This window comes from Bordetella tumbae (assembly GCF_054780995.1).
In genome coordinates this window covers 240968-253472 of the sequence record NZ_BAAGVG010000024.1, presented here as the reverse complement: position 1 = coordinate 253472, position 12505 = coordinate 240968, and the positions used below count along the sequence as shown (strand labels likewise).

Below are 12505 nucleotides of genomic sequence, written 5' to 3'. Positions count from 1 at the left end.
TTCGGGTGAATGCTCACTCGGCAACGATCTGCCCAGGCAGGATTTGGTCGTTACGTCCAGCCGGGGCGTTTTCTTAGACGTGCATTCAGGCCCGTGGCGAGAAATACAGCTTCAGCGCGTTTTCCCCGAACACTCGCCGACGATCCGCCTCGTTCGGGATCGTGTCGTTCAGCCACTGGATGGCTCGGGGATAATCCGTATCTTTCTCGCCGCCCACGAACGGCAGGTCACTCGCCCATACCATCTTGTCGTACCCCACGCGGCGGCACAATTCTTGCGCGCAAGCGCGGGCATTCTCGCCCAGACGGTAGGCACCGGAGAGTTTGACCCAAGTGCGGCCCTTTTCCACTGAGCTCACCATGGCCTTGAAGCCATCGCCTTCGATGCCAGTCACGGGATCGGGACGGCCAATGTGGTCGATCACGATCTTCACGCCGGAACGTTCCAGATAAGGCAGCACCAGCGGCAGGCGCGGGCCGTCGATGTGGACGTGCACGTGCCAGTCCAAGTCGACCAGGCGGCGCAGGAACTTGCGGTAGTTCCAGCTGTCGAGGTCGGGTAGCTCTTTCATGCTGATGAAAGGCAACCGCACGCCAACCACGCCGTCGCGGTCCATCTCGTCGAGCACGATGCGTTCGACCGAGGGCTCCAGGATCACCGTGCCGCGCAGGCGCGAATTGCTGCGCAGCGTATCGATGATGTAGTCGTTGTAGTCGCCCCACGGGCTGGCCGCGGCGATCACGGCGAAGCGCACACCGTTCGTGCCCATGGCGTCCAGCAACTGTTCGCCGGTGAAGCTATAGGTGGGACTGTGGCGCGGGTTGGGGATCAGCGGCATGTCCTGCTTGAACACATGGACGTGCGAATCGATGAGCAGGCAGTGCTCCGGGTGAGGCGTTGATGTCATGAAAAATACCCTGTGATACTTCGTGCTAAGAGGAAGGAGCCTTGTCGCTTTATTGGCGCGGGATGCCCGATTGCTTGATGACGTCGGCCCACAGAGTGACATCGCGATGCATGATGGCGCTCATTTCCTGGGGCGTGCTGATCTGGGCCTCCGTACCCAGGTCCTCGAAGCGCTTGCGCAGGTCGGGCATCTGCAGCACCTCGGTCAACTGGTGGTGGATTGTCTCGATCACTTCGGGCGGCGTGCCGGCCGGGGCATACAGCGCGTTCCAGCCCGTGACTTCATAGGTGGGCAGGCCGCTTTCTTTGACGGTGGGCACATTGGGCAGCCAGGTCGAGCGCTTGGCGCTGGTAGTCGCGATGGGCTGCAGCGTGCCAGCGTCGATAGGCCCTTTGAGCGCGGCATACGACTCGAAGGCTACGTCCACGTCGCCGCGCACCAGGGTCGCCATGACCTCGGCCGTGGTCTTGAAGGGAATGACGGTGGCGTTGTCGAGCTTGGCAGTCGAGTTGAACAGCGCGGCCGACAGGTTCTGCGTGCTGCCGGGATTGATGGTGCCCAGCGTCAGCGGGCGCTTCCGGCCTTCCGCGAGCAGGTCAGCCATGTTGTGTATCTTGCCCTTCGGGTTGGTCAGCAGGATCAGGTCGAAGTAGGCGACAGTGGAGATGGGCGTGAAATCCTTCTCGGGGTCGAAGGGCAGGTTGAACAGCGATTTGCTGATCGCTGTGCCGTTGGCGAAGACGATCAGGGTGTGGCCGTCTTTGGGGGAGGTCCGCACGACGTTGGCCGCGACGATGCCGCCGGCGCCAGGCCGGTTGTCGATGATGACTTTCTCGTTGAAGCGTTCGCCGAGTTTCTGCGCGACCAAGCGCATCGAGATGTCGGCCAGACCGCCTGGGCCGAAGGGCACCACGAGGCGGATGGGCTGGTCGCCAGGGTAGGGGCTGGCAGCCTGGGTGGCTGGTATCAGGGCGCTCGAACTGGCTATGGCCAGCAGGCCGCTGGTCAGGCAACGGATGGCGGCGCGGCGCGGCATTGTAGATTTGCGCATGTCGGTCTCCTCGTTATTTGGCTGCTGCGCAGTCTAAGTAGGCCGACACCTCCGCAGCAAATGAATTGTTTGATCCGATTCATGCGCCGGTTTCATGATGCGCTGCGTCAGCGCAGTTGAGGGATGCTGGCGGCGCCGGCCAGCGCCTGCATGATCCTGTCGCGCAGCATGGCGGCTTCGGGCGCCAGGGTGGCGCCGTGGCGCGTGACAATGGCGAGTCTGCGCGTGATGCCCGGTTCGCCCAAGGGCCGGGCGACCAAGCTGGCCGAGGCTGGTATCGACAGCGCAGGTACCACGGTCAGCCCCAGGCCCTCTTCCACGAAATTCAGGGCCACGGCGGTGTGCTGGGTTTCGTAGATCCAGCGTAAATGCAGCCGCCGTTCGCCCAGTGCATCGTCGATAGTGGTGCTGTTGCCGGCGGGCAGGCTGATGCGGATCAGCGCTTCGTCGCGCAGCTGGTCCCAGCATACGCGGGGCTGGCGCGCCAGCAGATGGCCGGCGGGGCAGGCCAATACGAAAGGCTCTTCGGCGAAGGGCTCGACGGTCAGGGCTGCGTGCACTGGCGCCGCGACGGATACGCCAAAAGCCGCGATACCTGACTCGACAAGTTCTGCGATCTCGTTGATGGAGTTGTCAAAGACCCGGATCGCCAGATGCGGGTGCCGTTCGCCGAAATCTCTCAGAATGGGAGAGAGGTGCTGCGCGGCCAGTGTGGGCAGGCAGGCGAAGGCCAGCCATTGCGGCGCGGCATTGCGGTGCTGGCGCACGGTGTCGTAGGACAGGGCCAGTTCCCGCATGGCGCCGCGCACGCGCGGCAGCAGTGCCTGCCCAGCATCGGTGAGCGTGACGTCCCGCGTGGTGCGCGCCAGCAGCCGAGTTCCGAGGCTGTTTTCCAGCTTGCGGATCCGGTGGCTGATAGCGGTCTGCGATAGGTTCAGGTGCAGGGCGGCTTGCTGGAAACTGCCGTGCTCGGCAATGGCCAGGAACGCCTGCATGCCCAGGAAGTCGATCTGCATTGTGGGGCTACGGTAGCACGAGCCTGGGCCCTTCTGGCGGATCAGAATCCGTAGAGCCGGGCGGGATTGTCCACTAGCACTTTGTGCAGGACGCCGGCGTCGGCATAGCGCGGCAGGAGATCGACGAGCTTGCCGTCGTCGGGCACTTCGCGCACGTTCGGGTGGGGCCAGTCCGTCCCCCAGACGATGCGGTCTTCGGCCACGGCCAGCATGCTCTGCACGAAGGGCACGACATCGCCATAGGGGATCGGGCCTTGCGACAAGATTTCGGAAATGCGTTCCGGCCCGCTGATCTTGAGCCAAGCCTGCTCGTCTTCCAGCACGCGCAGTAATTCCGTCAGGGCAGGTTGCTCGAGACCGTCACGGACCATGGGGCGGCCCATGTGGTCGATTACATAGGGAACGGGCAGGGTGCTTAGAAAAGGATGAAGCTCGGCCAGATGTTCGGCTTGTACATGCAGTTGCACGTGCCAGCCGAGCGGTGCGACGCGGCGGGCCATCGCCAATACTGCTCGCGGGTCGGCGGAATGCCCCAGGTGCGGCATGAAGTTGTAGCGTAGGCCGCGCACGCCCCCGGCATGCAGGGTTTGCAGTTCATTGTCGGTGGCGTCGTCGGCCACTAGCGCCACGCCGCGCGCGCTGTCGGGCCTGCGCGCGATGGCGTCGAGCATGGCGCGATTATCGGTGCCATGCACGGTTGCCTGGACGATGACCACGCGGTCCACGCCTAGGTGGAGGTGCAGGTTTTCCAGTGCCTGAGCGGGCGCCTCGGGCGCATCGTACGGGCGATCAGGGTCGTAGGGGAAGCGGTCGCTCGGGCCGTAGATGTGGACGTGCGTATCGCAGGCATGGCGCGGCAGCGCGTACGTGGGCTTGCTGGGGGAGGACTGAGGAGGGGGGACGGTTCTCATGAAAGGATGGCCGCTTGCTCATTATCGAGAAAAAACGTGAACGGAGTTCGTTGGCAATAGACAGTATTCACGACCGGAGATGACCGGTCGTTGCTTTTGTGCGAGCAGGGCGATCTAATTTATTTATTGGGTCCCCCCATAGTTGGGCGGGATCGGGAGACTGATCAAGGGGCAGGGCGGCGATCGGCGCGGCCAATATCTCCACTTCTCGCAGCAGGGCCAGCGCACCAGGAGAAAGCTGAGCCCCGGTGCGGGTGGTAACGCCGATCTGCCGCGTCAGACCGTCCATCGGCGAGTTCAGCGCGACCAGCTTGCCGGTGCTGAACTCGTGGTGCAACTGGTGTTCTGATAAAACGGTCAGCATGTCGGTGTCCAGGAGCAGGCCACGCAGGAGGGCCAAGTCGGCAGTTTCCACCGAGGGGATGGGAAGAGGGTGGCCGTGGCTTGTGAAAAAGGCGTTTAGTTGCTTGCGCAGCGGCGACCATTCTCGCGATACGACCCAGGGGTAGCGGAGCAGGTCGGTGAAGCCGATCTGCCGTTTCCGCGACAACGGGTGGCCGGCACGCGCGATCAGAACGAGATTTTCCTCGAACAGAACACGGGTCTGCAGCGTGGCATCCTGCAATGGCCGCATGGCGCCCAGGATGAAATCCACATCGGCGCAGAGCAGGTCCGCGCACAGGTCTTCATAAGGGCTTTCCAGCGTGCGTATGCGCACGCGCGGATGGCGGGCAAGGACGTTGGCGATCGCGCGGGGCAGGAGCAGGGTGCGCACCAGCGGCAGGGCGCCGACGGTAATGATGCCTTCGAGGTCGCCCCTCAGGGCGGCAATGTCGGCCCGGATGTGGCGTAGTTCTGCCAGTACGCGTTTGAAGCGGCGCAGCCATGGCGCGCCCGGCGCGGTAGGTACCATGCCGTGTGGCGCGCGCTCAAACAGGCGTCGGCCCAGGCCGGCTTCCAGGCTGGCGATGGCCGCGCTGACGGCGGGCTGCGTGACGCCCAGCAAATGCGCCACTGTGGGCATGTGGTGGATATCGGCCAACATGACGGCCATCATCAGTTTGCGGGTCTGGAACAGGCTGCTCGTCGTTGTCGCGACCCTGCCGAAAGACGGATGCAGCGCCCGTGCCTCGGCCCGGATGGTGTTGAGTTCGTCTTCGATGCGCAGGGCGCGCATGCGTACGGTTTCACCGGCGGCGGTCAGCAGCATGCCGGTGCCCTTGCGTTCGAAGAGCTGGATATCCAGGCTTTCTTCCAGCCGGCCAATGGCCCGCGTGATGGCCGACGAGGCGCGAAACAGCGATTCCGCCGAACGCCGTACGCCGCCGCTGGCGGCGACGTCGCAGAACACCCTGAGGTGGTGGAGGTTGACGAGGGATTCGGCGTCGCCGTATGCCGCATGGTCCGTTTTCATGGACATGGTCGAGGAATGGTCGATAAAAATATTAGAACGAGTTGTGCGGAACTAGGCAACCCGCCCAGGTAACGACGTCCTCATACTGTCAGTCGCCCTCACTAGTATCCATAGCTAGCTATGGTGGAGATTATCTTGAATCGTCGTTCATTTGTTCAAATGGCCCTGGCGCTGCCCGCCGCGTCCCTTCCGGCTTGGGCGCGTGCCGCGGCCTACCCTGGCAGCAAACCCATCCACATGATTGTGCCTTTCGCCGCTGCGGGGAATGTGGACACCATGGCGCGCCTGGTCGGTGCGGCCATGGGGCCCCTGTTGGGTACATCGATCGTGGTGGAGAACCGTGCCGGCGTTGGCGGCGGGATCGGCGCGGGCTACGTGACCCGGTCCAAGCCCGATGGTTACACGCTGTTGGCCAGTTCGAACGGGCCGCTGACGGTGAACCTTTTCTTCCAGAAGAACATGACCTACGATCCGCTCAAGGATCTGATTCCCCTGGGCAAGATCAGCGATGTGGCCCACGTGTTGGCCGTGAACCCATCCCTGCCCGCCAAGACACTGCCTGAGCTCATTAAGCTCTCGCAGCAGCGGCCGATAAACGTGGGCACGTCTGGCGTCGGTAGCGCCACGCATATGACGCTGGTGCGATTCGTTGCCGCGACGGGTGCGAATCTCACGCATGTGCCGTACAAGGGCGGCGGCGCGCTGACGGCAGATCTGGTAGGCGGGACGCTTGATGCGGCCTTTACCGAACTGTCCACGGCCCAGCCCCTGCACAAGTCCGGCATGACCCGCATTATGGCGATAGCCGCGCAGAACAGGTCGCCGCTTGTGCCCGATGTGCCGACCGCCATCGAACAGGGCGTGGCCGATTTCATCGCCACTAGCTATGTCGGTCTACTCGTCCCGGCCGGCACGCCGGAGGAAGTCAGGAATCTGGTACAGCAGGCGCTTGCCAAGAGCCTGGACGACACCAATGTGACCAGCAACATCCGCAACCAGGGTGCCGAAGTGGCGATCCGGGCGGAACGTACGGGGGCCGGTTTCGGCGCTTTCCTACGCGGTGAATTCGACCGTTCCAAGGCCGCTGTGCAGCAGGCTGGCATCGTGCCGGAGTAAGGGGCGGCGCATTCGTCCCTTTAGTCGTTAACGCTTTTTGGAAAAAATCATTATGCAATCATCCATTCATGCCGATGTGAACGCCATTGCGATTATCGGCTTTGGCGAAGTCGGCCCCATTCTGGCCTCGGCCTGGGTTGCCCAGGGACGCACGGTTTCGACCTACGACGTGAAGCTCGACGATCCCGGCGCGCGTGAAGCGATCCTCGTCCGTGCCCAGCGTGCCGGTGCTGTTACGCACGATACTCTGGCGTCAGCGCTGGCCGGCGCGCGCTTGGTGTTCTCCGCGGTAACGGCCAGCCAGGCGCAGGCCGTGGCTGAAGCGGCCGCCGCGCACATGCGGCCGGGGCAGATTTTCATCGACCTCAACTCGGTTTCGCCCAAGGTGAAGCAGCACAACAGCACGAGCATCGAGCGCAGCGGGGCCGACTACGTCGAATCGGCGGTCATGGCGCCCGTTCCGCCCCAGGGGGCACGCGTGCCCATGCTCTTGGGTGGCCGCCTCGCACGGCAGGTATCAGAGGAATTGAACGGGCTCGGCATGAAGACCGAGGCCGTGGCCGATAGCATCGGCCTGGCTTCGGCGATCAAGCTGTGCCGCAGCATCATGATCAAGGGAATGGAGTCCATGTGCGTGCAGTGCATGCTGGCCGCTCGCTATTTCGGCGCGGATGCCCGTGTGTTGACCTCGCTCGCGGCCAGTTTCCCGAGCGTGGGCTGGGACACTGGCTACGAAGCTTATCTGATCGGCCGGGTGGTCGAGCATGGCCAGCGGCGTTCTGAGGAAATGCGGGAAGCGGCCGCCATGCTCGGCGAAATCGGAGTGGACGCCAGTCTGGCCACGGCTATTGCCGATGTGCAGGAAAGCGTGGCGCGCACCGGTGTCGCCTTGCGCTCCCACCTGAGCGAGAAGGGCGCCCTGCCGGATTGGCGCGAAAGCCTGCTGCCCGAACTTAAAGCACCGAACCTCACCTTGCCGGACCAAGCATGATTATCGACATCCACGGCCACTACACTACCGCACCCAAGGCGCTGGAAGACTGGCGCAACCGCCAGATCGCCGGCATCAAGGATCCGTCCGTCATGCCCAAGCCGTCCGAGCTGAAGATCAGTGACGACGAGCTGCGCGAATCGATCGAGACCAACCAACTGCGCCTGATGCGCGAGCGTGGCCTCGACTTGACCATCTTTAGTCCCCGTGCCAGCTTCATGGCGCATCACGTCGGCGATTTTCAGGTATCGAGCACGTGGGCAGCCCTCTGCAACGAGTTGTGCTATCGCGTCAGCCAGTTGTTTCCCGACCACTTCACCCCTGCGGCCATGCTGCCGCAGAGCCCTGGCGTCGACGTCTCGACCTGCATCCCCGAGTTGGTCAAGTGCGTCGAACAGCACGGTAACGTCGCGATCAACCTGAATCCCGATCCTTCGGGCGGTCACTGGACCTCGCCTGCACTGTCTGATCGCTATTGGTACCCGATCTACGAAAAGATGGTCGAGTACGACATCCCCGCGATGGTTCACGTGAGCACCAGTTGTAACGCCTGCTTCCACACCACCGGCGCGCACTACTTGAACGCTGACACGACCGCGTTCATGCAGTGCCTGACCTCCGACCTGTTCCACGATTTCCCGACCCTGCGCTTCGTGATCCCGCACGGCGGCGGGGCGGTTCCCTACCACTGGGGGCGTTTTCGTGGCCTGGCGCAAGAAATGAAGAAGCCGGTACTGGAAGAGCATCTGCTGAACAACATCTTCTTTGATACCTGCGTCTACCACCAACCTGGGATCGACTTGTTGACCAACGTGATTCCGGTCGACAACATCCTGTTTGCCAGCGAGATGATCGGCGCCGTGCGGGGTATTGATCCGCGCACGAACCACTACTACGACGACACCAAGCGCTACATCGAAGCCGCCAGCGTGACACCGGAGCAACGCTACAAGATCTATGAAGGCAACGCCCGTCGCGTGTACCCTCGCCTGGACGCGGCGCTCAAGCAAAAAGGGCAGTGACTATGTATGAAATCGGAGTGGTATATCGCAACATCGTGCGCGCTAACGGCGATGTCGCGACCAAGCTCGGCCAGCTCGGCAGCGCTACCGTACACGAGGCGATGGGTCGCGTCGGCCTGATGAAACCCTATATGCGGCCCATCTATCCCGGCACGCAAGTGGGCGGGACCGCCGTTACCGTGTTGCTGCAGCCCGGCGACAACTGGATGATGCACGTCGTCGCCGAGCAGATCCAGCCAGGCGACCTCGTCGTCGCAGCGGTGACCGCCGATTGCACCGATGGCTATTTCGGCGACCTGCTCGCTACCAGCTTCAAAGCGCGCGGCGCGCGCGGGCTTATTATCGACGCGGGTGTGCGCGACATCAGCGTGCTTCAGGGCATGCCGTTTCCGGTGTGGAGCAAGGCAGTCTCGTCCAGGGGCACGGTCAAGGCCACGCTCGGCTCGGTGAACATTCCGGTCGTGTGTGCGGGCGCCATCGTCAACCCGGGTGACGTGGTCGTGGCTGACGATGACGGCGTCGTCATCGTGCCGGCCGGTATCGCTACGCAGACGCTCGAGAAGGCCCAGGCCCGCGAAGCGAACGAGGCGGACAAGCGCGCCAAGCTCGCCTCCGGTGTGCTCGGCCTTGATATGTACAACATGCGAGGCTCTCTGGAAACCGCGGGGCTGCGCTATGTCGACTGAACGCCAGGCCCTGAAGGGCATAGCGTCCATGGTTACTCGCTCGCTGCTGGCGCGGCTGACCGAGCAGTACGCGCGCGACATGGGGCAATCCGTCGTGTTCGAATCGGTCGGCGGCGTCGACGCCGCCAAGCGCGTGCGCGACGGCGAACCGTTCGACCTTGTTTTGCTGGCCGCTGACGTGATGGAGCGCCTGGCGTCCGAAGGGAAAGTCGATCGCGGCACGCTGGTCGGCGTGGTGGACTCGTCAATGGCGGCGGCGGTGAAAACCGGCGCGCTAGTGCCCGACGTCGGCAGCGAGGAATCGATCCGCAACGCGGTGCGCAACGCCGGTGCGATCGGCTACTCGACCGGACCGAGTGGCGGACATATTCTGCGCCAGCTCGAGAAATGGGGCATCACGCCGGACGGTGGCGAGGGCGTGCCGCGCCTGGTGCAGGCGCGCCCTGGCATTCCTGTCGGGTCTCTCGTCGCGTCCGGCGAAGTCGATCTCGGTTTTCAGCAGTTGAGTGAATTGCTGAACGTCGAGGGCATTACCCTGCTCGGCCCACTGCACGAATCGATCCAGCTGACCACCACGTTCTCGGCGGCCCTGGCTTCGCCCGTGCGCGACCGGCAGGCCGCGCAAGCCTTTCTGGCTTATCTCACATCGCCTGCAGTTGAGGCGGCCAAAGTGGCGAACGGGATGACGGGAGTCCGAGCCAGGTGGTAGAAAATCCGAATGGCCGATAAAGTGCGGCGGCCATAGACCGGAGGCACTGCCGTGATTGAGTTCGAGGCCAGGACCATTCCCGGATACAGCAGGCTGAGTGGGCCCAGAATCTGCTTAGCCGCCTCAACCTTGAACTCTTGCGTGTACCCTTGCTGCTCATATCCCCCTTTCTGGGTACCTAAACTCTAGGCTGCGAAGTCTCTAGGAAGCCTTGGTCGATTCATAGATCATCTCCATCAACCTCAGTGGCGCTTCCGTTGGGATGTCCACACCAAAAAGCAGCGTGAGGATAGGTACGATGAAGATGCCACTCGCCATGCCAAGCACTCCGCCAAGCGCACTTGCACCGAAAGCGGCCACGAATAGCCATAGGATTTCCATCTCGGTTGGACTCTGGGTCACGATCGGTCGCGTGGACGGCGGGCCAAGCGCGTGACGAGACTGATGAGATCGCCGCGATAGTGGAGCTTTTCGTAATCGATGGGCCGCTGTCCTTCGGTGAAGGACACGCGCTCGATTAAAAAGACGGCACTGCCGGAATCGATGGCGAGAGCCTGCGCTACCGCCGGAGTGTCTGGACGATTTCATTGGCGAGGACAACCCGGTACGCGTTGTCGACATCTTCGTCGATGAGATTGACCTACAGTCGCTTGGCTTCAAGGGTGTCGATCCTGCGGCGACGGGGCGCCCCGCCTATCACCCCGCCGTTCTGCTAAAGCTCTACATCTACGGGTACCTCACCCGTATCCAGTCCAGCCGTCGGCTTGAGCGAGAAGCACAACGCAATGTGGAGCTGATGTGGCTCACGGGCCGATTGGCGCCAGACTTCAAAACCATTGCTGATTTCCGTCGCAACAACGGCCCTGGCATCCGCAATGTCTGTAAGCGCTTCGTCGCCATGTGCCGCCAGTTAAAGATATTCTCGCAAGCCATCGTTGCCATCGACGGCAGCAAATCAAGTGCTTGTCCTCAATGCCTCATCAAACACCAGTGCACGACTAGCAGCTATCGACGTATCCGCCGCTGGGAACATGAAGAGGTGCTTCCTGACGCGTACGCTCGAGCATGTGAGTGCCGAAATGAGCTTGCATGTGCTCGCCTACAACCTGAAGCGGTTGATGAGCATGTTGGGCATCGCTGGAACGATGAAAGCGATCAAGTCGGCAAGGGCTTAAGCCCATTTATGCGCTGTTGAAGCTCGCGAAATAGGCCAAAGCCTCACTTATAAGGCCGCTCAACAAATAAGTAAGCTGGATCGCGGCGTATGACCAACGGCACGTTCACTGCCGAATGCTGCACACGCTCAGACTTCCAATACGTTTCCACACAGCCTCGGCCGCAACTAGTCGTTGATGCCAGCACTGAGCGGTGACTGCGCCTATCGAACGAAGCTCAAGGCGTCACAGTGAAAGTCATGATCAAGAGACGCCAAGCCACATTCTAGACGGGTCGAGCGCGGCAAGCCGAGTGGCCGCGCAGCGTTTCCACGCCCCTTATCGTTTCAACATTCAGCGGCCACGACTGCACACTTCCTGCCGGCGCTCACCCAAGCAATAGCGGCCAGGCCAAGAGCGATCAGCGAGAGTATTGCACCCGCCCAGTTCGGAGAAGCAAATCCAAATCCAGCCGCAATCGTCGCTCCGCCGGCCCAGGCACCGATAGCATTTCCGAGATTGAACATGCCGATGTTCACGGACGCCGCCATAGTAGGCGCGCCAGCGCTGTTGGCTCGGTCCATGACTAGCTTTTGAATCGGAGAGACCGTTGCGAACCCAAATGCAGCCATGAGGAAGACAGAGATAGAAGCGACGGCACCACTACTTACACCGATCCAAAAAACAAGTAGCACTACGGCCTGCCCGGCGAGGGTTACGAACAGCGTTCCAAACAGGGAGCGGTCCGCAAAGCGCCCACCGATCCAGTTGCCTACAACCAAGCCCAAACCGAAAAGGACCATCAAGCGAGCCACGCCTGCATCTGAAAAACCCGCTTCCTCGATCATCATCGGGGCGATGTAGGTGATGGAGGTAAAAAAAGCTGCGGGGCCGAATACGGTGATTCCCATGGCCAACAGCACCTGGGGGTCCATGAAAGCCCGCAGCTCCGTTCTCAGTGCTATCGCCTTTCCCGCCTTAATCCGGGGAACAAGCAGCGCCACGCTGATAGCGGTAATAAGACCGATCGCAGCGATCAGCCAGAAAACCAGTCGCCAATCATAGGCCTGTGCTAACCATGTGCCGGCGGGCACTCCGAACAAATTCGCCATCGTCAGGCCCGAAAACATGAAGGCGATCGCGCTCGCCTGGCGGTCCTTTGCGACCAGCGATGCAGCGATGATGGACCCGATTCCGAAGAATGTGCCGTGGTTGAAGGCGGTGAGGATGCGGCCGGCCAACGCGATAGGCAGGGTGGGAGCGAGCGCGGTAAGAGCATTGCCCAATGTAAAGACGATAGCTAAACCGAGCAGCATTTTCTTTCTGGGGACTTTTGCGCCCAACACGGTCAAGATGGGTGCGCCGACAAAGACGCCCAGAGCGTATGTGGTTGCCATGAGGCCTGCCGTTGGAATCTCGACACCGAAATCCTGGGCAATCTGGGGAAGTATGCCGGCGATGACAAATTCGGTGAGGCCAATTCCGAACGCGCCTATCGCCAGCGCAAACAGTGCTACTGGCATAAATC

13 protein-coding genes and 1 pseudogene are annotated in these 12505 nt (G+C 62.1%); 6 read left to right on the top strand and 8 right to left on the bottom strand.

The genetic code is table 11. From position 1 onward, the window contains the following. Window positions 1-85: 85 nt before the first annotated feature. The 5 genes from ACYVI2_RS26330 to ACYVI2_RS26310 form a co-directional block, all read right to left on the bottom strand. Window positions 86-907: an amidohydrolase family protein gene (locus tag ACYVI2_RS26330; protein ID WP_415817288.1), complete on the bottom strand. Its 822-nt coding sequence runs from the start codon at window positions 905-907 to the stop codon at window positions 86-88. Window positions 908-956: 49 nt separating this feature from the next. Next, window positions 957-1958 carry a Bug family tripartite tricarboxylate transporter substrate binding protein gene (locus ACYVI2_RS26325; RefSeq protein WP_415817290.1) on the bottom strand — a complete coding sequence of 334 codons (1002 nt, stop codon included), beginning with the start codon at window positions 1956-1958 and terminating at the stop codon, window positions 957-959. A gap of 107 nt (window positions 1959-2065) precedes the next feature. After that, the gene (locus tag ACYVI2_RS26320) at window positions 2066-2974 is read right to left on the bottom strand and encodes a LysR family transcriptional regulator (protein WP_415817292.1); all 909 of its coding nucleotides are present in this window, start codon (window positions 2972-2974) and stop codon (window positions 2066-2068) included. Window positions 2975-3015: 41 nt separating this feature from the next. Continuing rightward, the gene (locus ACYVI2_RS26315) at window positions 3016-3885 is read right to left on the bottom strand and encodes an amidohydrolase family protein (RefSeq protein ID WP_415817294.1); all 870 of its coding nucleotides are present in this window, start codon (window positions 3883-3885) and stop codon (window positions 3016-3018) included. A gap of 67 nt (window positions 3886-3952) precedes the next feature. Next, complete coding sequence (locus tag ACYVI2_RS26310) at window positions 3953-5299, bottom strand: LysR family transcriptional regulator (RefSeq protein ID WP_415817296.1); 1347 nt, start codon at window positions 5297-5299, stop codon at window positions 3953-3955. A gap of 135 nt (window positions 5300-5434) precedes the next feature. Between ACYVI2_RS26310 and ACYVI2_RS26305 the strand changes: the two genes are divergently transcribed. Genes ACYVI2_RS26305 through ACYVI2_RS26285 form a run of 5 tightly spaced genes read left to right on the top strand, consistent with a single transcriptional unit; the run spans window position 5435 to window position 9823 of the window. Then, window positions 5435-6415 carry a Bug family tripartite tricarboxylate transporter substrate binding protein gene (locus ACYVI2_RS26305; protein ID WP_415817298.1) on the top strand — a complete coding sequence of 327 codons (981 nt, stop codon included), beginning with the start codon at window positions 5435-5437 and terminating at the stop codon, window positions 6413-6415. Between the two features lie 52 nt (window positions 6416-6467). Continuing rightward, a complete protein-coding gene (locus ACYVI2_RS26300; RefSeq protein WP_460490374.1) occupies window positions 6468-7406 on the top strand; it encodes an NAD(P)-dependent oxidoreductase in 939 nt (312 codons plus the stop codon). After that, complete coding sequence (locus ACYVI2_RS26295) at window positions 7403-8428, top strand: amidohydrolase family protein (RefSeq protein WP_415817302.1); 1026 nt, start codon at window positions 7403-7405, stop codon at window positions 8426-8428. Before ACYVI2_RS26300 ends, ACYVI2_RS26295 begins: the two co-directional genes overlap by 4 nt. A 2-nt stretch (window positions 8429-8430) precedes the next feature. Then, a complete protein-coding gene (ligK, locus tag ACYVI2_RS26290; RefSeq protein WP_415817304.1) occupies window positions 8431-9114 on the top strand; it encodes a 4-carboxy-4-hydroxy-2-oxoadipate aldolase/oxaloacetate decarboxylase in 684 nt (227 codons plus the stop codon). Further along, window positions 9104-9823 carry a substrate-binding domain-containing protein gene (locus ACYVI2_RS26285; RefSeq protein ID WP_460490373.1) on the top strand — a complete coding sequence of 240 codons (720 nt, stop codon included), beginning with the start codon at window positions 9104-9106 and terminating at the stop codon, window positions 9821-9823. Before ligK ends, ACYVI2_RS26285 begins: the two co-directional genes overlap by 11 nt. 201 nt (window positions 9824-10024) lie before the next feature. Here ACYVI2_RS26285 and ACYVI2_RS26280 read toward each other — a convergent pair whose 3' ends face one another. After that, the gene (locus tag ACYVI2_RS26280; RefSeq protein WP_415817306.1) at window positions 10025-10204 is read right to left on the bottom strand and encodes a hypothetical protein; all 180 of its coding nucleotides are present in this window, start codon (window positions 10202-10204) and stop codon (window positions 10025-10027) included. A 17-nt stretch (window positions 10205-10221) separates the two neighbouring features. Further along, window positions 10222-10341: a hypothetical protein gene (locus ACYVI2_RS26275; protein WP_460490375.1), complete on the bottom strand. Its 120-nt coding sequence runs from the start codon at window positions 10339-10341 to the stop codon at window positions 10222-10224. A gap of 56 nt (window positions 10342-10397) precedes the next feature. Here ACYVI2_RS26275 and ACYVI2_RS26270 point away from each other — a divergent pair. After that, window positions 10398-10787: pseudogene (locus ACYVI2_RS26270) on the top strand (transposase); the annotation flags it as partial. A 537-nt stretch (window positions 10788-11324) separates the two neighbouring features. On the opposite strand, the gene ACYVI2_RS26265 reads toward ACYVI2_RS26270, so the two are convergent. Further along, window positions 11325-12500: an MFS transporter gene (locus ACYVI2_RS26265; protein WP_415817308.1), complete on the bottom strand. Its 1176-nt coding sequence runs from the start codon at window positions 12498-12500 to the stop codon at window positions 11325-11327. Window positions 12501-12505: the final 5 nt, after the last annotated feature.